Below are 19,859 nucleotides of genomic sequence, written 5' to 3' on the forward strand. Positions count from 1 at the left end.
TTTTGGCAAGAAAGCTTCTTTAAACAATGCGCAAGTTTATTTGGTTGAAGAAAATAGTTTTAACAAAGAATTATTGTTAAGAATTGATGAGTTTAGCATCAACCATACGTATAGATGGAAACAATGGAAAAACAAAGTATTGTCTGCTGGCGGATTCGATTTGTACTTAAAAAGCTTAGTAGACAAAGACAAATCGTTAGATTATTATGATTTGTATTATACCGATTCGGTTTTTGACAATTATAAAAATCGATATAAAATTGAGTACGAAAACTCGTATAAATTTGAAATGCAATTGCTTGGACAGTTTTATGATTTCTATAAATTACAACACGATTCTGATTATGCAAACCAAGTATATGTAGAGTTTAAGAATTTAGAAACCAAACACTACGCTTATTTATATAAAGAAAATCCAACTTTTAATTCATTTTTTACGTGGAAGATAAATCAGTTTTTAAAAATATTTTCTAGCTACGGAACCAATCCGTCGTTATCAATTATATTCTCTTTATACGTCATATTTCTGTTTGCTTTTGTGTATATGTTGTTTCCAAATAATTGGGAAACAGGTAAGAAAAACAAACTGATGAATCGTTTACGATTCTTCATCAAATACTTTAGACAAAACAAAGGAATTAGAGAGATTTACGAAGAAGAACGCCAACACGACGCAATGTCTTACACCGAATTTAGAGATTATATGCACAGTAGTAAAAAAGGAAGTTCCTTGGTTTTTTCTTTGGTTAACAAAACCCATTTACTATTTCTCATCGTACAATTATAAAATGACAGGTAAAATAATTGTTGAATTAGTTACAAAGTAGCAAAGTTTAAAAGTAGAAAGGAATTGTCATTCCCAACATGACTGGAAATCTACAAAACCAATTTAAAACAATAAAGATTCCTTGTCATACTAAAACAAGTTTAGCACAAGTCGTAGGAATGACAAACCGAATATCATTGCAAATAGAAGCAATCTTACCTTCCCGTAGTAATTTACCTAAAATAAAAATCAATAATTGTTAGAACTAGTAATTATCAAGTCGATAAAAAGGATAAAATAATTTACTCCCCAGCATACGTAACAAAATTCCTTGGTGTTTCGTAAAGCGTCACAGAAATATCTAAATAAGTACTGATTTTTGCACGCAGTTTGTTGTAAATAACGACAGAAATATTTTCTACAGTCGGATTTAAATTCTTGAATTCTGCAACTTCAACATTTAAATTTTTATGATCAAAAGCGTCTTCAATTTCGGTTTTAATCAATTCTCGCAACACAGATAAATCCATTACAAAACCTGTAACAGGATCAATTTTTCCAGTAACAGAAACCGTTAACTCATAATTATGACCGTGATAATGTGGATTGCTACATTTTCCAAAAACTTCAGCATTCTTTTCATCAGACCAAGCTGGATTAAACAATCTGTGCGCTGCATTAAAATGTGCTTTTCTATGTGCGGTAATTCTTGGCATAATTCAGTGTTCGGTTATCAGTTATCAGTTATCAGTTATCAGTTATCAGTTATCAGTTATCAGTTATCAGTTATCAGTTATCAGTTATCAGTTATCAAAAATAAAAATTTCGAAACGTCTACAATATTAAAACTTCACTTCTTTAGCCTTTGAACCTTTGAACCTTTGCAACTCTGGAACTTTGAACCTTTGAGACTTTGAGACTTTGAGACTTTGAGACTTTGAGACTTTCAATCAGCTATTCTATGATAATATTCGTCAAAAATAATTTTAAACCATTCTGTGTAAATTCCTGGTTCTTTTTCCATATCAACCTTCACTTCTTCTAATGTCATCCATTTAAAAGTTGCTACTTCTTCTTTATTTACAATTGGATTTTCATTGTATTTTCCAATCATCACATGATCTAATTCGTGTTCTGTTAATCCATTGTCAAATGGCGCTTTATAAATAAAAGAAAATACTTCTTCTAACTCACAGGTAAAACCCATTTCTTCTTGTAAACGTCGTTTTCCTGCTTCTAAAGAAGTTTCTCCATTTCGTTGATGCGAACAACAGGTATTGGTCCATAATAATGGCGAATGGTATTTATCTGCTGCTCTTTGTTGCAATAACAATTCGCCTTTATCATTAAACGTAAAAACCGAAAATGCTCTGTGCAACAAGGCTTTTTCGTGCGCTTCCATTTTGGCCATTAACCCAATTTGGTTGTCGTTTTTATCTACTAAAATTACTTGCTCTTCTGCCATAAAACAAATGTAGTAAAATCAATTATCTTTGCAGTTAATAAACACGTCATTTTAAAAATGAAATTAATTAAATTTTGTATTGCTTTATTCATATTAACAGTCATTTTTAATTGTGATGAAAAGAAAAAAGCACAGCCAATTGTTCCAAAAATAAAACAAGAAAAGAAGCTTATTAAAAAAGCAGAAAAAAGTTGGGACAGCTTAAATAAATACAATGTAGAAGCTTTTTTTACTCAATACGGAAAGGAAAATAAAGAAACCAAAGTACTTATTAAAACCGATTTCGGAAATATCAAATTGCGTTTGTATACTGATACTCCAATCCATAGAGCCAATTTTATCTTCTTAACTAAGATTAAGTATTTTAATAGTACTGTTTTTTATAGAGTTGCAAAGAATTTTGTCATTCAAGGTGGTAATTCTGATCGATATGAGACCATGAAAAGTCGATATAAATACGGAAACTACTTGCTAAAACCAGAATTTAGATCCAACAGAAAACACAAATATGGCGCACTTGCAGCAGCAAGAGAATGGGAAAAAAACCCTAATAAATTATCAAGTCCGTTTGAATTTTATATTGTACAAAGTAGAAAAGGAGCACATCATTTAGACAATGAACATACGGTTTTTGGCGAGGTAATTTCTGGGTTTTCTACCTTAGATAAAATTGCCCAATTAAAAACAGATGAGAAAGAATGGCCTTTAGTTGATGTCAATATGAAAATTGAAATTATAGAATAAAATAAATAGAGAATAGAGAAAAATAAACTTTACTACTTTGCCTCTTTGCAACTTTGACCCTTTGTAACTCTGTAACTCTGTAACTTTGTAACTTTGTAACTTTGTAACTTTCCAACTATTATTCTATTCCGTCTAAATCAAATTTCACCGTTTTTAGTTGGTTTTTTTTATCAACAGAAATCGTCCAAACTACATACGCATCATTATTACTAATTTCTAATTGTGGAACTCCAGTACTTCTTCCAGAACTAATATCAGAAATTGTAATTGCTTTAGAAACTTTTCCGTTTTTAGATACTTTTTTACACCGTAAATACGTGTTGTTATTATCAGATTCCATATAACTTACCAACACTTCATCAGTATTAATAAACGCAATATCTACTCTACCAATTGCGGGAATGTCATTTAAAATAATTGGTTTATTAAAAGTATTATTCTCGAAAAATGAAACTTTTACCTCTGGTTTTTCATTTGCTCCAGTAAACCAAGCAACCGCAGTATTTTTTGTGTTTGAAACAACTTTTGGACCATTTACTGGGCAACCATTTATATTCCAATGATCATTAAATACAGCAACAGGTGTAGACCAAACTGAATCTTTTTTCTGAGAAAAATAAATATCTCTAATTTCGTTTTCACTTCTATCTCTGTACACAATCATTGGTCCGTTTTGAGTCATTGTTATGGATGTCTGACAACAATCGCAAGTTCTTCCATCTACTTCTGTCTCATTAAAAATTGTGCCTGTTTTAGAAATTTCTGCTGTCCGTACCGTCATTGCTTTATGGACGCTTTCTTTCATTTCTTTTACTGTATTTCGTCCATCTAACCACGTAATTAAAAAACCATCACTTTTATTTGGAATGATACTCACAAAACCATGTTCTGCTTTCATTCCGTCTGTATTTAGCAAGAAGTTTTCTTTGATGATGTCTCCGTTTAATTTTCGAAGATTTAATACAATATCGTAGGTATATGTTCCTTTTGCTGATTTTTGTAAGTGACTTGTCAGTAAAACATCTCCGTTTGTTGCATTCGCAGGAAAATCTGCCCAATTTACAAACCAATCATCACCAGAAATAATTTTTGAAGGTGCGTTCCATTTTTCATTTTCCAATTGAGTATAAAATAATGTAGCTTCTTCTCCTCTGATAGAACTTACCCAAGACAAAGATAATTTTCCTTTTTGAGCAACTAAATTTGGCTCTGCATTATTAATTCCAAAGTCAAACGGAATTTCAGTAATTTTTACTTCCTTTTTTTCACAGGCAATAAATAACATTGCTACACTTAAAATAAATATTAGTTTTTTCATTTTATAATTCTTTTAGTTGAGTAATCATTTCTTCACTATTCCATTCTGTTGCACCAATAATTTCTTTTACTTTCTTTCCTTTTTCGTTAAAAACAAAAGTAGTTGGCATGGCGTAAATTCCTATGTTTGACAATGATTCTGATGATCTTAAAAATGTGAAATCATATTTAAATTTATTTTTAAAATCTTGTATTTGCTCTTTAGACTCATCAGAAATTAATAAAAAAACATAGTTTTCTTTCGATAAAATTTTTTGCGCTGCTAATAAATCTGGCATTTCTTTTTTACAAGGAGCACACCAGGTAGCCCAATAATTAACCAACACTTTTTTCCCTTCTAAAGTAGAAACATCAAAGGGTTCTCCTTTTAAGTCAACAAGGTTTTCTAGATTATTTAAAATTTTAGAAACTTTGGGGTCCTGAGAATCTTTGCAACCTAAAACAAGTATAAAAGAAATGATAAAGAGTGTTTTTTTCATGCGACTAATTTAAAGACAAAAAATTGATTTTTAACATCTTTTTACAGTTAAAATAGCATTAGATTTATAGATGTGGCGTTTAAAAAATTATAGAATAAATCGTACATTTGCACCTCAAATTTTGTAGATGAGTTTTTTAAAAGAAATACAACGTAGAAGAACATTTGGTATCATTTCGCATCCAGATGCAGGAAAAACAACATTGACTGAAAAATTGTTGCTTTTTGGTGGTGCAATACAAGAAGCTGGAGCTGTAAAAAATAATAAAATCAAAAAAGGAGCAACTTCCGATTTTATGGAAATTGAACGTCAGCGTGGAATTTCTGTAGCAACTTCTGTATTGGCTTTTATCTACAAAGACAAAAAAATAAACATTTTAGATACTCCTGGTCACAAAGATTTTGCTGAAGATACTTTTAGAACTTTAACTGCTGTAGATAGTGTTATTGTTGTAATTGATGTTGCCAAAGGAGTTGAACCTCAAACAGAAAAACTGGTTGAAGTTTGTAGAATGCGTAACATACCAATGTTGGTTTTTATCAATAAATTGGATAGAGAAGGTAAAGATGCTTTTGATTTATTAGATGAAGTTGAGCAGAAGTTAGGACTGCGAGTTACCCCCATGAGTTTTCCAATTGGAATGGGTTATGATTTTAAAGGAATCTATAATATTTGGGAAAAGAAATTAAACCTTTTTTCTGGTGATTCTAAAACAACGATTTCTAAAGGAGTTGAATTTAACGATTTATCAAATCCAGAATTAGATACCATTATTGGAGAAAAAGCTGCAAAAACGTTACGTGAAGAAATTGAATTGATTGATGAGGTATATCCTGAATTCAATCATCAAGAATATCTTGAAGGAAACTTACAGCCTGTATTTTTTGGTTCTGCATTAAATAATTTTGGTGTTAAAGAATTGTTGGATGCATTTATAGAAATTGCTCCTACTCCACAACCTAAAAAAGCGGAAGAGCGTTTAGTAGATTCTAAGGAAAAACAATTAACTGGATTTGTGTTTAAAATCCATGCCAATATGGATCCAAAACACAGAGATCGTTTGGCATTTGTAAAAATTGTTTCCGGAATTTTCAAAAGAAATGCTCCTTATTTACACGTTAGAAATGGTAAAAAAGTAAAATTTTCAAGTCCAAATGCATTTTTTGCTGAGAAAAAAGAAATTGTAGAAGAATCGTATCCTGGAGATATTGTTGGATTACACGATACCGGAAATTTTAAAATTGGTGATACACTTACTGAAGGAGAAATCTTGAACTTTAAAGGAATTCCGAGTTTTTCTCCAGAGCATTTCCGATATGTAAACAATGCGGATCCGATGAAAGCCAAACAATTATTCAAAGGACTGGATCAATTAATGGATGAAGGTGTTGCGCAGTTATTTACGTTAGACATGAACGGAAGAAAAGTAATTGGAACCGTTGGTGCGTTACAATACGAAGTAATTCAATATCGTTTAGAACACGAATATGGTGCAAAATGTACGTACGAAAACCTACAAGTACACAAGGCTTGTTGGGTAGATCCTGAAAACCCAAAAAGTGAAGAGTTCAAAGAATTTAAACGTGTAAAACAGCGTTATTTAGCAAAAGACAAACAAGGACAATTGGTGTTTTTAGCAGATTCTGCTTTTACAATTCAAATGACTCAGAGTAAATATCCTACGGTAAAATTGCATTTTGTAAGCGAATATAAATAGATAGATGGTAGGATTAAGAAACAAGAAACAAGACCTGTTTCTCTGTAAAATGGAGCACTCTTTTGTTAAAAGACGAAAAAGGTTTTATAATTCGTGCCTCTTTTCTCTTTTCTTTTCTCTCTTTTCTATATGCTCTTTCTCACAAGAAAACATAACGACTTTAAAAGGAAGGGAATTAAAAAATTCAGTTCGTTTGAATTTTATTCCTGTTCAAATGCCCACAGATTTTGACCCTAGTTTAAAACCAACTATGGGAATGATGGGGTTACACTATAAAGTTCCCATAAACAATTGGCTGTATGGTGGCGTTGGAATGTATGCTGCGATTACTGGAGATCAAGGTGGGTTATTTACATTAGGAGTTGATGTTGGAATGAACAAAAAATTATACAACAACCTTTACTTTGATGCTAATTTTCATTTTGGCGGCGGAGGCGGATATCGGTATTTAATTAATGATGGTGCATTTATCAATCCAAATATTGGGTTTAGTTATAAACAAGAAAAATTTAATGTAGGGATACAATACAGTCATGTAAATTTTTACACAGGAAAAATTAAAAGCAATGCTGTTTCCTTTTTTATTGAAATCCCAAGCACATTACGTTTTACTGAGTATCAAAATGCTCAAAAAAAATTTATTGCTTCAAATTTATCGGATACCAATTTTTGGAAACAGCCAGTAGTAAAAAATGTACAACAAGTCCGTTTTGACTTCTTTAAACCGATCGGTAATTCTAGAAAAGATAATGTTAATAATCAAGAACCTTTAACAGAAACATTGTATGTATTGGGGTTTGAATATCAAAAATATATAAGCAGTAACACTTTCTTATTTACACACGTTGATGCTATTTATAAAGGATTACGTGCCGGATTTATGGACCTATTTTTTGGCGTTGGTTATCATCCATATCAAACAGAAAAAATAATTTTTTTTACTAAAATAGGAATTGGCGCTGCGGGCGGAAGAATTGCTCCTGAAGGTGGACTAATGATTTATCCAAGTACAGGAATTGATGTAAAAATATCGAATAAGTTAGCGGTAAGTTCTCATCTAGGGTATTATAAAGCAATTGCTGGAGATTTGGAAGCTTATACTTACGGATTTGGATTAAAATATTATGGCTTTAATGGTGGAACAAATAACCATAGCACTTTTAAAACTCAAGGAATTAGAATCGGAATTCAAAATCAAACCTACTTAAATGTTTTAAAAACGGATAGTCCAATGGTTGATTTACAATTATTAGGTGTACAAATTAATTACGACATCAATCAAACCTTTTATTTAATTGGCGAAGCAAGTTTTGCTTACGGCGGAAAATCTGGTGGATATGCCCAAGGTATGGCGGGTGTTGGAATTTACAGCCCTTATTTTTTAAATAATAAATTGAGAGCTCATTTAGAAGCAATGGCTGGAGCTGCTGGTGGCGCTGGAGTTGATACTGGAGAAGGAATTGTACTAAGACCTACAATTGGGTTAAGTTATAAACTAACAAATGCCCTATCTTTGCAGTCATCAATTGGAAAATTAATTACCCCTTTTGGTAATTTAAAAGCAACAAATATAACTATTGGATTGAGTTTTGGTTTAGCCACTTTATCCACAAGAAAATAATAGAATAAAAATTAAATATTTAAAAAATGAATAACGGAATCTACGCTAAATTCAATACAAATAGAGGCGAAATTTTAGTAAACTTAGAATTTGAAAAAACTCCTGGAACAGTTGGTAACTTTGTTGCTTTGGCAGAAGGAAATTTAGAAAATGATGTAAAACCACAAGGAACTCCATATTATGATGGATTGTCTTTTCACAGAGTAATCTCTGATTTTATGATTCAAGGTGGTTGTCCACAAGGAACAGGAACTGGAAATCCTGGTTATAAATTTGATGACGAATTTCATCCAGAATTAAAACACGATGCGCCAGGGAAATTAGCTATGGCAAATTCTGGACCAGCAACAAACGGAAGTCAGTTTTACATTACCCACATACCTACGCCTTGGTTAGATAATAAACATTCTGTTTTTGGAAGTGTTGTTGAAGGACAAGATATTGTTGATATCATTTCTCAAGGAGACGAGTTGACATCCATAGAAATTATTAGAGTTGGTGATGCCGCTGAAAAATTTAATGCTGTTGAAGCTTTTAGAACTTTCGAAGGATCTAGAGCAAAAAGAGAAGCAGAAGAATTGGCAAAACAAAAAGAATTATTAGATTCTGCTGCTGCTGGTTACGACGAAACTGCAAGTGGTTTACGTTACCAAATCTTACAAGAAGGAAAAGGGAAAAAAGCAACAAAAGGCGCTACCGTTTCTGTACATTATAAAGGTCAATTATTAGACGGAACCGTTTTTGATTCATCATACAAAAGAAAACAACCAATCGATTTTGCTATTGGTGTTGGTCAAGTAATTGCTGGTTGGGATGAAGGAATTCAATTGTTAAACGTTGGTACTAAAGCTCGTTTGGTAATCCCTTCTCATTTAGCGTATGGAGAAGCTGGTGCTGGTGGTGTTATTCCTCCTAACGCAACGTTAATTTTTGATGTTGAGTTAATGGATGTAAAATAAACATCACACTAAAAAAAAGTATAAATGCGTTCGATTTTCGAGCGCATTTTTTTGTTTTTATAAAGAGTTTAATTTCCTTTCAAGATTATGAATTAAAAAAGCTTTTAACTTTATGGATTAATGATGGATTAATGTCCATTTTCTTTTTTTTAATTGGACTAGAATTAAAAAGAGAGTTATTAATTGGAGAAATAAACAACTTGAAAAAAGCAGCCTTTCCTTTTATTACAGTACTAGGAAGTGTTCTGGTTCCAATAGCACTTTATTTATTTTTAAATCAAAATCCAGAAAACATAAAAGGTTGGAGAATTTTGGGCTATTTAATTCTTAGATTTACTAAAAGTAAAAAGGCAAATAAAACTAATTACTAAAAAGTTATAATACGTTGAATTGCTTTTGTATTTGTTTCTAAAAACATTTTTAGGTAACTTGGCTTCTTTACTAACCTAACCATTCTTAAAAATGAAAAGAATTATCCTACTTTGTGTTGTTGCCGCTTTTATTTCTGTAAGCGCATTTAGTCAAGATCAATATATATTTCCTTCTGGTAGCGGACCTAACAAATTGTTTATGAAAGAAATCATAAAATTAACCGGGAAACCACGTCCAAAAATTTTATTCTTACCAACTGCTTCAGGAGATAGTGAGCGTAGTATTAAAAGGTGGAATGATTTAGTTAGTGATCTTTCGATAGAATCTTCAGTTCAGGGAGTTTGGATTAGTTCTTACCGCCAAAAAAAAACTTTTGAAGAAATACTTTTAAATGTTGATGCAATTGTTGTTGGTGGAGGAAATACATTAAACATGATGGCAATTTGGAAAGCACAAGGGATAGACAAAGTGCTTAAAGAGGCTTTAGAAAAAGGAATTATTTTAGCTGGTGGAAGTGCTGGATCTTTATGTTGGTTTGAAAATGGAACCACAGATTCTAGACCAAAAGAATTAAGTGTTGTAGAAGGACTTGGGTTTTTACCTTTTAGTCACAGTCCACATTACGATGGTGAAAAGTTTAGAAGACCTCTATATGAGAAAAATATCGAAAAAGGAATATTCAAAGCAGGTTACGCAATGGATAACAATGCCGGAATCATTTTTAAAAACGGAAAACCATTTAAAATTGTTTCTATTGATAAAAAACACAACAACTACTTTGTGTCTTTAAAAAATGGAAAAGTAGTTGAAGAAAAATTAGAATCAATTATTCTTAAGTAATTGAAACTACATGATCCAACAACTTTTGTCTCTATAACAAGTTCGTAAGTATTAACAATATATATTTATCATCAATGAAATACAAACTTTTAAGTACGGTATTTATTTTTAGTTTCTTGTTTCAAACAATTACAGCACAAGATCATAAAATGTTTACCAACAGTCGTCTCATTTTAGGTACTTATAAAGAACGAACAGCATCTGTGTCAAGTGGTGATATTGATGGTGATGGTTTTATAAATATTATAGAAGCGAATTCAGATCAAATAAATCGTTATTATATCAACCAAATAAAAAAATAATCTTATGAAAAGAATCAATGCTTACTTTTTATTTATTTTCAGTTTATTCAAGAAAATCATCCTTATTTTGTTACTGTTTATTAGTTTTCAGGCAATAGCACAAGATGATTCCTATACACTTATCAAAGCCAAAACTATTTTTGATGGTGTTCAATTTCATACCAACAAAGCTGTACTTATTAAAGGAAATAAAATCATTGCTTTTGATAAGGTAGCCAATATTAAAATTCCGAAAGGCACAAAAACCATTAATTATCCCAATGGGACATTGATGCCAGGAATGATTGAAGGGCATTCTCATTTATTATTACACCCATACAATGAAACTTCATGGAACGATCAGGTACTAAAAGAATCCTACGCAGAGAGAGCTATTCGCGGTGCCAATCATGCGAAGAAAACTTTGATGGCTGGGTTTACTACGATAAGAGATTTGGGGTCCGAAGGTGCTTCTTATGTAGATGTTGGACTGAAAGAAACCATCGAAAAAAACGTAATTATAGGCCCTAGAATGATTGTCGCTGGAAAAGCCATTGTAACAACAGGTAGTTATGGTCCTAAAGGATTTGCAGAACATGTAACCGTTCCATTAGGTGCTGAAACTGCAGATGGAATTGACGATTTAACTAGAGTTGTAAGAGATCAAATTGGACATGGTGCTGATGTTATTAAAGTCTACGCCGATTATCGTTGGAGTCCAGATAATAAGGCTGCTCCAACTTTTACTTTAAAAGAATTAAAATTGATTGTTGAAGTTGCTGAAAGTAGCGGTAGAAAAGTTGTTGCTCATGCAGCTAGTGAAGAAGGAATGCGTCGTGCTATTTTGGCTGGTGTTAGTACTATTGAACATGGTGATGGTGGTACCAAAGAAATTTTTGAATTGATGAAAAAACACAATGTTGCCCTCTGCCCTACACTTGCTGCTGGAGATGCTATCGCACAATATCAAGGGTGGAAAAAAGGAATAGATCCTGCCCCTACTAGAATTACAAAAAAGAAAAAATCTTTTAAGCTTATATTGGAAACTGGAGTTACTATAGTAGCTGGAGGTGACGTGGGTGTATTCCCTCATGGCGATAATGTTCGTGAACTAGAAATGATGGTTCAATACGGAATGAATCCTTTGTCTGTGTTACAATCCGTTACTTCTGTAAATGCGAAGGCTTTTGGATATGAAAATTCTATAGGTCAAATAAAAATTGGCTTGCTAGCTGACTTAGTTGTTGTTGATGGTAATCCTATAAAAAATATCTCTAATTTAAGAAGAATTAATATGGTAATCAAAGACGGTACAATTTTTAAACAATAGTATACAATTCCAATGGATATAACTATTTGTCATTCCTATGGAAACAGGAATCTATTAAAAAAAGTAGACTCCGAATCTACCGCAAAATGTCGGGAACAATAAAATTCCTATATTTATTCTTTAATTCAATTTTTATGAAAACTGCACAACAATGGTTTGATGAATACGCTGTAAGTCATCAAAACGAAACGAATAAAGCCATCCATTTCATTTGTGTTCCTGCTATCTTTTTTAGCGTAATTGGGTTGCTAATGAGCGTTCCAACTACATTTTTAGAGGACACTTTTGGTTTGTACAATCCATTACTTGAAAACTGGGCAGCAATTGTTGGCCTTTTTATTTTAATCTTTTACGCACGATTAGGGTTTTGGTATTTTATCAATATGTTGTTGGTAACCATCTTGTCAATAGTTGGAAATTATTGGTTGAGTGGTTTTGGAAATCTAACAATTATTTCAATATCTATTTTTGTGATTGCTTGGATTGGACAGTTTTACGGACATAAAGTAGAAGGTAAAAAACCATCATTTATAAAAGACTTGCAATTTTTATTAATTGGTCCGCTTTGGGTGATTAAAAAACTTGGGAATTAATGGATACAGAAATCACCTTCGAAGACTTTACAAAAATTGATATTAGAATAGGAACAATTATAGAAGTAAATGATTTTCCGAAAGCTAGAAAACCTGCCTATCAATTAACGATAGATTTTGGAGGCTTAGGTGTTAAAAAATCAAGTGCTCAGATTACAGAATTGTATACAAAAGAAGACTTACTCAACAAGCAAATTTCTGCAATTGTAAACTTTAAACCTCGACAAATAGCGAATTTTATGAGCGAGTGTTTAGTGCTTGGAATTTATAATGAAGACGGAAATGTTGTTTTATTACAAGCTTCTGTTCACATTAAAAACGGAGAGCAAATCAGTTAACAATTGTCAGTTATCAGTAACAGTTGGCAGTTGCAGTTTACAGTTAGCATTGTCAGTTCGAGTGTCACGCTTTTTTTAGCGTGATGTATCGAGAACAGTTTTTCAATTAACAGTTATCAGTAACAGTTGACAGTTGGCAGTTGCAGTTTTCAGTTAGTATTGTCAGTTCGAGTGTAACGCTTTTTTTAGCGTGATGTATCGAGAACAGTTTTTCAATTAACAGTTATCAGTAACAGTTTACAGTTGCCAGTTGCAGTTTACAGTTAGCATTGTCAGTTCGAGTGTCTCGCTTTTTTTAGCGTGATGTATCGAGAACAGTTTTTCAATTATCAGTTATCAAAACTATAAAACGAATACTCTTCATTGTTCAATGATCATTGTTCATTGTTCACTGCTCATTGTACATTGATTAATTCTCAGGATTATTCAAGATTACCAAAGCGGCAATTACTCCAGGAACCCATCCGCAAAGCGTTAATAGAAAAACGATCACAAAAGAACCACATCCTTTTCCCAAAACAGATAATGGCGGAAAGAAAATGGCTAATAAAACTCTTAATAAACTCATAGTATTTTAGTTGATATAATACTTATGAGACGTTTCTAATCGAGAATTGTTACAAAAAAAGAAGTGGCAATAAGTAACAAAGGCACAAAGTTGCAAAGCGACAAAGTTTTCTTACTGAAAATAAATTACAAACAAATATGTCTAACAATCTAAAAATCCAATAATCTAACCATCTACTTTCGACTTTGCAACTTTGTAACTTTTAAACTCCTCTTTACATTTTATCACCAAAGAAAATTGCATTCATTAATAACTTATTGGTTCCGTACCAAAAAGCTCTAAAGTTGGTGTTGTCTGTAAAAACAATTACTCTACCTCTACCCATTCTTTGTACTTGAAAAGGAACTGAACCTGCTAATACTTTTAAGTTTTGCTTAGAAATATAACCTGCCAATAACGGATTTTTAGTATACTGAATTGGATTGTTATAATTCGTTTTGTTTGGTTTTATAAAGATGGTTGTATTTCTAAACATTGGCAATTCGTTATTCTTATATCCAAAATTAATTGGATGCGAAACATCTAACTTTGTGTTGAAAATGGCACCACCAATTACTTGTGCTCCAGAACGCAATCCTCTATTTTCGAATGTAACAGGATTTGTAGGAGGTGCTGCTTTTTCAAATTCTACGTTGATAAACTTCTTTGAAGCCAACCATCTTACAGCACTTCTATATCCTATTAAAACGCCACCATTTCTAACCCACGTTTTAAGGTTCGCTTCTGTTCCTTTATCAACTCCACGGCTACTTGGTACAATTAATGTAGAGTATTTACTCAAATCTGTTCTACCCACATAAGACATGTCTAGTTTTGTTATTTTAATATCAAAACGCGTATCAAACAAATGCCAAATCTCTCCAGCATCAGAACTCGAAATTCCATCACCAACTAGCATTGCAATCTTTTTAGGACTTATATTGCTAAAATTATTAGAACCTAAATCAACACCTTCATTTAAACCAGTTCTTGTTCCGTACACATGCACATGACTGTTTTTAGCCACTTTTTCTAAAAAGGTATATAAGTCAACCGCATTTAATTTTTGGTTCTGTACAGGAATAAAAATAGTTCCGTAATCAAAATCTTTTCCGCCATTGTTAAACTTCTTTAAAGAAACTTTTGCTCTAATACCTTTGTTTAAAATAGTGTTCAATGCTTTTGGCGTATAGTAATCGTTCCAAGGCATTAAATATCCGTAATCGCTTTTATAAGAAATTGAACCAGCAGGCATTTCTAAATTGGTGACTTCTTTTCCTATTTTGTTAGTTGCAACGTTTTCTTCGTAATCTAAATTAAATGCTAGTGGAAACGTCCAAGCAGAAATGTCGTAGAATAAACTATCGGCAAATTGTGTTCTTTTTTGGAACATCGCTTTTACCAATCTGCTGTTCTTTTGATTCATCGGAATTATAAAACTACTTCCTTTTTTATAGGTTTTCCCTTTGGATGTAAAGTCTGACGCGATTTCGTTGAACTTGATGTCTTGTCTTTTTAAAATCTCTGCCAAATGATATGTTTTGGCTGCATCGTTTTGATCACCAAAGACAATTGCTTTTGTTTTTGCTGTTTCTTTTCTTGCATTCTTAAAGAAATCTTGTTGGTATTTTAGAAGTTGAACTCGCATATTACGTGCTGCTTCTAAAGTAGACAGCGCTGCGGTAAATTGATTTCTAATAGTAAACGGAAACGTTAACACGCCATTTACGGTTTCTTGTGCATGACCACGAGAACTTCCTTGTTCAAATAAGATTCCGATACTTCCATTTACATCTGGAAACGTAGATCCTTTTCCGTAATAAAAATCGTCATAACTTTCTTCTGAATAATATAAAGAGCTTATTTTATCTAACGCTTTTGCGTGATAAGCACCAATTTGCTTGGTCAATTCTTGGTTTAATTTTGGCGTTAACGGATTTGTTCTAGACGGAATTCCCGGTTGAAAGAAGAAACTAGAATTGCTTCCCATTTCGTGATGATCTGTTAAGATATTTGGCATCCATTTATGAAACGATGCAATTCTTGCTCTAGATTCTGGCAACTGCACTGGCAACCAATCTCTGTTCATATCAAACCAATAATGATTGGTTCTACCGCCAGGCCAAACTTCTCTGTATTCTCTATCGTTTGGGTCTGGGTTGATGTTAATCGCTTTGTTTGTATTTGCCCAATATGCAAAACGTTGCAATCCGTCAGGATTAAAAGAAGGATCAAATAAAATAACCGTATTGTCTAACAATTCATCTATGTCGCTTCCTTGTGCAGCGGCTAAATAATAGGCTGCAGCCAAACTAGCATTTGATCCACTTGGTTCGTTACCATGAATAGAAAATCCTTGATACACCACAATCGGCGCATTAGAAACATCTATTGAAGCATTGTCTGTTGCAGCAATATGGTTTTTACGGATGGCTTCTATATTTTGATGATTCTTTGGCGATGTAATGGTTAATAACAACAACGGTCTTCCTTCAAAAGTAGTTCCTCTAGTTTCTATAGATATTCTGTCTGACGCTTTTGCCAAAGCCTTCATATACTCTACTAGTTTATCGTGTGTAACATGCCATTCGCCCACTTCGTGACCGATGACAGATTTTGGAGTTGGAATGTTTTTATTGTAGGTTACATCATTAGGTAAGTAATACGATAAATCTACTTGTTGTGCAGATACAGAATACGCAAGCAACAACAAAAGGAAGGTCAATTTTTTCATTAGAAACGGTTTGTTAGTTTTCAGCGTACAATATAAAGAAACTAAGTCTTTATGAAAATTTAACACAACCTATTTAACTTTTGTTTAACAAATGTTGGTAACGCAACAAAAACTTTTCTTTTTAATAAATTGATTTTTGACTAGTAAAATTTTCGAATTAAAGTAATGAAGGAATTGAAAATGGAAATTGACGCGAATTAATTATCTTTCGCATCGATAAAAATATTTTTTAACAAATGAAAGAACATCTTACTCTTTTAATTGATGACAAGAACATCGATTTATGGAATGAATTAAATAACATCTATAAAATTGAATTAATTGCAAGTCCAGAAGGAATTTATAGTTCTAACGTTTCTAGCAAAACTGCAACCATAAGCATTAATGAAGAAGACCTTAGTGCTATTTCTTTTACACATCAATTAATTCATCTATCCTTAAAGTCTAAAAACGTAAAAATTGCAGAAGATTTCTATACTGCTTTAGAAAAAAACGAGCGCATAAATAGTCTTTTTTCTGATGGTTTAAAAGAGCATGTAACGTATTGTTTAGAGCTTGAATTAACACGTCCATTATTTTTAAAAATGGGTTATGAAAATCAACTTATCACAAGTGATTTTAATGAACCTAAAATGAATAAAAAGATGCTAGATATTCTCTTTAAAAGGTATACCAATAAAAATGTTTATGACAGAGAAGCTGTAGATTTTTTTATCGGTACCTTCTTCGCAATGAAGTCTTGTAATAATCCTGCTTTTAAGTATCATAAATACTTCATCGCTTTTCAAGATTTAGATAAAGAGTTGTATACCTTATTATCGGAGTTTTGGTTAGATTGGAAAACCTATGATATGGAAGATATTGAAGATAGCTATGATAAAATTTTGCAATATTTTATTGAAGATCTTACGCGTTGGATATCAGAAAAAACCATTTCTTAAAACAGCCCTTAATAGTACACACCAACAATGAATACAAATAACATTGACAACAACAAACCAACAAATTCACAAAAGCAATCTGATAAACTTTCTAGTGAAAAGAAACCTACGAAACGCATACGAAGGCAAGCTACAGAAGAACAGTTAAACAACCCGTTTCATGGAGTTAAACTTGCCCAGGTATTAGAAAGTCTGGTAGCGCATTATGGTTGGGAATATCTAGGAGACCGTGTTAATATTCGCTGTTTTATATACAATCCAACTATGAAATCGAGCTTGGGTTTTTTAAGAAGAACCACTTGGGCAAGAGAACATGTTGAGGATCTTTATTTGGAGATGTTAGATGAAAAAGAAGATAGATCTAAAGAGAATAATTAAAAAGTAAATTAATTTATTCTTTTCCGTTGATTAACTCTTCCATTAGTTACACTAGCTACCTTCAATCAAAACATATTTTGATTTTGCTAATGCTCAAGGAGATATTTAAAATTAAGACTTACTTTTATCTTTTATTCTACTCTCCTCGAACTAAAACAGAAATAAATTAGGAATTACAAAAAATGTCCGTAAATTTGTCCGTGTACGCAAAAACGTCCGTGAATAATTATGGCAACAATTAATTTTTATTTAGACAAACCTGACAAAAAAGGGTTTGCACCAATTCATCTACGAATAAACTGTAACGGAAGTCAAATTAAGGTTTCTACAGGACAGAAAATAGAACCAAAAAACTTCAATAAATCTAAACAAAAAGCGATTGGACTAAGTGTTGAATCTCACGAAATTAATCATTATTTAGACTTTTTAAGAAAAAGAACAGATGAACTCCTGCACCATTCCAACAAGAAAACCTTTATTCAAGACGAAGTTAAAAGCTCATTAAACGAACATATAGAAAACTACAAAGAAAGCAACAATGTAAATATTGTCAAAGAACAGGTTGCTCTTTATGGAAAACCATTCACTTTTGTAGATTTATTTGCTGGAGCTGGCGGTTTTAGTGAAGGTTTTTTACAAGCTGAACATAACAATAAATTCTTTGATTTCGTTGTTGCCAACGACATCAATGAAAATTGCGAATTAACTCACGTTGTTCGCTATAATCATCAATTAGGTTTGGATGCTGAGTTTTTAAAACAAGATATTACTGAACCAGATTTTTTAGACAATTTATTAGAAAAAATTAATGGACGTAAAATTGACGTTGTTTGTGGAGGACCACCTTGTCAAAGTTTCAGTCTTGCAGGAAAACGAAAAAAATTCGATAAAAAAGACGACCTTTTTTCTCACTACTTAGAAGTCATTAAGGTTTTACAACCTAAATACTTTGTGATGGAAAATGTAAAAGGCATTTTGACAAAAGAAGGTGGAAAAATAAAAGAATTGATTATCAAAGAAATCAATTCTATTGTTGACACAAAAGAAATTCCATTACTAAATACATTCATCAAAAAAATACGGAAAGAATCAAATTCATTTCTTTTCGATAGTATTGTAAAAAGGGTTGAGCTTGAAAAATTACTTGAAAAAGATAAGGAAACTGGAAAAGCTGATTTCATCAGCTTTGTAGAAAGTAAATTTAAAAAACTGACGCCAAAAATTGCAGACTACAAAACCAGTAAAACAGACGAAAACATTAATACAATTCGTCACGGTTTTAACATTTTAGCAAGAACAAAAGAATGGGAAAAATTAAAGCGTGACATTATCAAAGAAAAAGATTTTTGCAATATCGATAGTGACGACTTTGCAAATGCCTTTACAGATTTTCTAACAGAAATAAGCTCTGAAAATGTAATTTCAAAAATTGAAAATTCATTTAAAGCCTTAAGAGTTCCAACAAACTACAAAAAGGATTGTGAGGATATTATAACTGCCTTAAAAATCTACACAACATCTTTTGATGAAACTATCGAGGTTTTAAAATCTCATTGTAACACATTACAAAAAAAAGAATTAAAGACTATTCTTGAAAGTATTAGACTTTATAAAATAGAGCAACCATTTGTCGCAAACGCATCAAATTATGGAGTACCTCAAAATAGAGAAAGAGTGCTTTTTATTGGTTGTCGTAAAGATCAAAAGTATATTTCAGAAATTCCTGCAACAGTTTCCGAAGAAGAAAAAGTAACCATTTTTGAAGCTTTGTATGATTTGGACTTTATTGGTAATAACCAAGAAGCTCGTCGTTATGAAGAAATTAATATTTCTGCTCAATACAACGGAACTGCAAAGAAAATGACTAAACTTCTTAAAAAAAGAAAAATTGATGGAAAGCCAATTTCTAAAGGAGGAAAATCATTTGCAGAATGGTCAAAAAAAGGGAGGTTAATTGCACGCTTTAAACCACAAACAAAACCTTTTTACGTGAAGAATAATGAAGGCTTGGAGAACGGAGAAAAATATTTTGATGTACTCAACAATCACAAAACCAGTAACCAAAACGATACTGTAATTGAAAGACTTGGTGTCATTCTAAAAAATGGTAATTATAGACAAGCTCAACCAGAACTTAAAAAGTTAGATCTTTCAACAAACAAACGCAACTACAATGTTTTAAAACCTGACGAACAAAGCTCAACAATAATGACTATTGCAGATGATTACATTCATTATAATTCACCAAGGTCTTTGACAGTTAGAGAAATGGCACGTTTACAATCATTTGATGACTCTTTTGTTTTTCAAGGAAAACGCTCAACTGGAGGAAATAATAGAAAAACTGAAGTTCCACAATATACTTTAGTAGGTAATGCTGTACCACCTTTATTAGCAAGAGCAGTAGCAACAGAAATATTAAAAAATATTAAATAAA

20 protein-coding genes are annotated in these 19,859 nt (G+C 32.0%); 14 read left to right on the plus strand and 6 right to left on the minus strand.

Translation table 11 applies throughout. The features are described 5' to 3' along the window. Positions 1–40 precede the first annotated feature (40 nt). Positions 41–787, plus strand: a complete 747-nt coding sequence (locus tag KCTC32516_RS11455; protein WP_301400695.1) for a hypothetical protein — start codon at positions 41–43, stop codon at positions 785–787. 281 nt (positions 788–1,068) lie between these two features. Here the strand turns inward: KCTC32516_RS11455 and KCTC32516_RS11460 are convergent, their stop codons facing one another. Then, entirely contained in the window at positions 1,069–1,482 is a 414-nt protein-coding gene (locus KCTC32516_RS11460) for a 6-pyruvoyl trahydropterin synthase family protein (protein WP_301400698.1), read from the minus strand. A 230-nt stretch (positions 1,483–1,712) separates the two neighbouring features. Further along, positions 1,713–2,231: an isopentenyl-diphosphate Delta-isomerase gene (gene idi, locus KCTC32516_RS11465; protein WP_301400701.1), complete on the minus strand. Its 519-nt coding sequence runs from the start codon at positions 2,229–2,231 to the stop codon at positions 1,713–1,715. 57 nt (positions 2,232–2,288) lie between these two features. Between idi and KCTC32516_RS11470 the strand changes: the two genes are divergently transcribed. Beyond that, on the plus strand, positions 2,289–2,975 hold the full coding sequence (locus KCTC32516_RS11470; RefSeq protein ID WP_301400704.1) for a peptidylprolyl isomerase: 687 nt from the start codon (positions 2,289–2,291) through the stop codon (positions 2,973–2,975). 118 nt (positions 2,976–3,093) lie between these two features. Here KCTC32516_RS11470 and KCTC32516_RS11475 read toward each other — a convergent pair whose 3' ends face one another. Both KCTC32516_RS11475 and KCTC32516_RS11480 read right to left on the minus strand, forming a co-directional pair. Beyond that, positions 3,094–4,293 carry a sialidase gene (locus KCTC32516_RS11475; protein WP_301400707.1) on the minus strand — a complete coding sequence of 400 codons (1,200 nt, stop codon included), beginning with the start codon at positions 4,291–4,293 and terminating at the stop codon, positions 3,094–3,096. A gap of 1 nt (position 4,294) precedes the next feature. Further along, positions 4,295–4,771, minus strand: coding sequence for a TlpA family protein disulfide reductase (locus KCTC32516_RS11480; RefSeq protein ID WP_301400709.1), 477 nt, complete (start codon positions 4,769–4,771; stop codon positions 4,295–4,297). 127 nt (positions 4,772–4,898) lie between these two features. Here KCTC32516_RS11480 and KCTC32516_RS11485 point away from each other — a divergent pair, with 127 nt between their 5' ends. The 9 genes from KCTC32516_RS11485 (at position 4,899) to KCTC32516_RS11525 (ending at position 12,822) form a co-directional block, all read left to right on the plus strand. Next, a complete protein-coding gene (locus tag KCTC32516_RS11485; RefSeq protein ID WP_301400711.1) occupies positions 4,899–6,488 on the plus strand; it encodes a peptide chain release factor 3 in 1,590 nt (529 codons plus the stop codon). A gap of 214 nt (positions 6,489–6,702) precedes the next feature. After that, positions 6,703–8,109 (plus strand): hypothetical protein, encoded by a 1,407-nt coding sequence (locus tag KCTC32516_RS11490; RefSeq protein WP_301400713.1) that lies wholly within the window; start codon positions 6,703–6,705, stop codon positions 8,107–8,109. A gap of 26 nt (positions 8,110–8,135) precedes the next feature. Continuing rightward, positions 8,136–9,068 carry a peptidylprolyl isomerase gene (locus KCTC32516_RS11495; protein WP_301400716.1) on the plus strand — a complete coding sequence of 311 codons (933 nt, stop codon included), beginning with the start codon at positions 8,136–8,138 and terminating at the stop codon, positions 9,066–9,068. A 71-nt stretch (positions 9,069–9,139) separates the two neighbouring features. After that, positions 9,140–9,439: a Na+/H+ antiporter NhaA gene (locus tag KCTC32516_RS11500; protein WP_301402762.1), complete on the plus strand. Its 300-nt coding sequence runs from the start codon at positions 9,140–9,142 to the stop codon at positions 9,437–9,439. A 91-nt stretch (positions 9,440–9,530) separates the two neighbouring features. After that, a complete protein-coding gene (locus tag KCTC32516_RS11505; protein ID WP_301400718.1) occupies positions 9,531–10,280 on the plus strand; it encodes a Type 1 glutamine amidotransferase-like domain-containing protein in 750 nt (249 codons plus the stop codon). Between the two features lie 74 nt (positions 10,281–10,354). Then, positions 10,355–10,582, plus strand: coding sequence for a hypothetical protein (locus tag KCTC32516_RS11510; protein WP_301400721.1), 228 nt, complete (start codon positions 10,355–10,357; stop codon positions 10,580–10,582). Between the two features lie 4 nt (positions 10,583–10,586). Then, positions 10,587–11,891 (plus strand): metal-dependent hydrolase family protein, encoded by a 1,305-nt coding sequence (locus tag KCTC32516_RS11515; RefSeq protein WP_301400723.1) that lies wholly within the window; start codon positions 10,587–10,589, stop codon positions 11,889–11,891. 134 nt (positions 11,892–12,025) lie between these two features. Then, positions 12,026–12,484: an Mpo1 family 2-hydroxy fatty acid dioxygenase gene (locus tag KCTC32516_RS11520; RefSeq protein ID WP_301400726.1), complete on the plus strand. Its 459-nt coding sequence runs from the start codon at positions 12,026–12,028 to the stop codon at positions 12,482–12,484. Next, a complete protein-coding gene (locus KCTC32516_RS11525) occupies positions 12,484–12,822 on the plus strand; it encodes a tRNA-binding protein (protein WP_301400728.1) in 339 nt (112 codons plus the stop codon). Before KCTC32516_RS11520 ends, KCTC32516_RS11525 begins: the two co-directional genes overlap by 1 nt. 409 nt (positions 12,823–13,231) lie before the next feature. On the opposite strand, the gene KCTC32516_RS11530 is transcribed toward KCTC32516_RS11525, so the two are convergent. Both KCTC32516_RS11530 and KCTC32516_RS11535 read right to left on the minus strand, forming a co-directional pair. Further along, positions 13,232–13,390: a YqaE/Pmp3 family membrane protein gene (locus KCTC32516_RS11530; RefSeq protein ID WP_301400731.1), complete on the minus strand. Its 159-nt coding sequence runs from the start codon at positions 13,388–13,390 to the stop codon at positions 13,232–13,234. 214 nt (positions 13,391–13,604) lie between these two features. Further along, positions 13,605–16,103 carry a M14 family metallopeptidase gene (locus tag KCTC32516_RS11535; protein WP_301400733.1) on the minus strand — a complete coding sequence of 833 codons (2,499 nt, stop codon included), beginning with the start codon at positions 16,101–16,103 and terminating at the stop codon, positions 13,605–13,607. A 236-nt stretch (positions 16,104–16,339) separates the two neighbouring features. Between KCTC32516_RS11535 and KCTC32516_RS11540 the strand changes: the two genes are divergently transcribed. From KCTC32516_RS11540 to KCTC32516_RS11550, 3 genes are all read left to right on the plus strand, one after another. After that, positions 16,340–17,044: a hypothetical protein gene (locus KCTC32516_RS11540; RefSeq protein WP_301400735.1), complete on the plus strand. Its 705-nt coding sequence runs from the start codon at positions 16,340–16,342 to the stop codon at positions 17,042–17,044. A 27-nt stretch (positions 17,045–17,071) separates the two neighbouring features. After that, a complete protein-coding gene (locus KCTC32516_RS11545; protein ID WP_366911259.1) occupies positions 17,072–17,422 on the plus strand; it encodes a VF530 family protein in 351 nt (116 codons plus the stop codon). 228 nt (positions 17,423–17,650) lie between these two features. Continuing rightward, positions 17,651–19,858 carry a DNA cytosine methyltransferase gene (locus tag KCTC32516_RS11550; protein WP_301400737.1) on the plus strand — a complete coding sequence of 736 codons (2,208 nt, stop codon included), beginning with the start codon at positions 17,651–17,653 and terminating at the stop codon, positions 19,856–19,858. The last annotated feature ends 1 nt before the right edge of the window (position 19,859 follow it).

Origin of the sequence: Polaribacter huanghezhanensis (assembly GCF_030444335.1) — a bacterium.
GTDB classification, from domain to species: domain Bacteria; phylum Bacteroidota; class Bacteroidia; order Flavobacteriales; family Flavobacteriaceae; genus Polaribacter; species Polaribacter huanghezhanensis.

Coding starts and splice junctions, on each gene's coding strand:
- KCTC32516_RS11460 (WP_301400698.1), bottom strand. CDS start 1,482: ATGCCAAGAATTACCGCACATAGAAAAGCACATTTTAATGCAGCGCAC.
- idi (WP_301400701.1), bottom strand. CDS start 2,231: ATGGCAGAAGAGCAAGTAATTTTAGTAGATAAAAACGACAACCAAATT.
- KCTC32516_RS11470 (WP_301400704.1), top strand. CDS start 2,289: ATGAAATTAATTAAATTTTGTATTGCTTTATTCATATTAACAGTCATT.
- KCTC32516_RS11475 (WP_301400707.1), bottom strand. CDS start 4,293: ATGAAAAAACTAATATTTATTTTAAGTGTAGCAATGTTATTTATTGCC.
- KCTC32516_RS11480 (WP_301400709.1), bottom strand. CDS start 4,771: ATGAAAAAAACACTCTTTATCATTTCTTTTATACTTGTTTTAGGTTGC.
- KCTC32516_RS11485 (WP_301400711.1), top strand. CDS start 4,899: ATGAGTTTTTTAAAAGAAATACAACGTAGAAGAACATTTGGTATCATT.
- KCTC32516_RS11490 (WP_301400713.1), top strand. CDS start 6,703: ATGCCCACAGATTTTGACCCTAGTTTAAAACCAACTATGGGAATGATG.
- KCTC32516_RS11495 (WP_301400716.1), top strand. CDS start 8,136: ATGAATAACGGAATCTACGCTAAATTCAATACAAATAGAGGCGAAATT.
- KCTC32516_RS11505 (WP_301400718.1), top strand. CDS start 9,531: ATGAAAAGAATTATCCTACTTTGTGTTGTTGCCGCTTTTATTTCTGTA.
- KCTC32516_RS11510 (WP_301400721.1), top strand. CDS start 10,355: ATGAAATACAAACTTTTAAGTACGGTATTTATTTTTAGTTTCTTGTTT.
- KCTC32516_RS11515 (WP_301400723.1), top strand. CDS start 10,587: ATGAAAAGAATCAATGCTTACTTTTTATTTATTTTCAGTTTATTCAAG.
- KCTC32516_RS11520 (WP_301400726.1), top strand. CDS start 12,026: ATGAAAACTGCACAACAATGGTTTGATGAATACGCTGTAAGTCATCAA.
- KCTC32516_RS11525 (WP_301400728.1), top strand. CDS start 12,484: ATGGATACAGAAATCACCTTCGAAGACTTTACAAAAATTGATATTAGA.
- KCTC32516_RS11530 (WP_301400731.1), bottom strand. CDS start 13,390: ATGAGTTTATTAAGAGTTTTATTAGCCATTTTCTTTCCGCCATTATCT.
- KCTC32516_RS11535 (WP_301400733.1), bottom strand. CDS start 16,103: ATGAAAAAATTGACCTTCCTTTTGTTGTTGCTTGCGTATTCTGTATCT.
- KCTC32516_RS11540 (WP_301400735.1), top strand. CDS start 16,340: ATGAAAGAACATCTTACTCTTTTAATTGATGACAAGAACATCGATTTA.
- KCTC32516_RS11545 (WP_366911259.1), top strand. CDS start 17,072: ATGAATACAAATAACATTGACAACAACAAACCAACAAATTCACAAAAG.
- KCTC32516_RS11550 (WP_301400737.1), top strand. CDS start 17,651: ATGGCAACAATTAATTTTTATTTAGACAAACCTGACAAAAAAGGGTTT.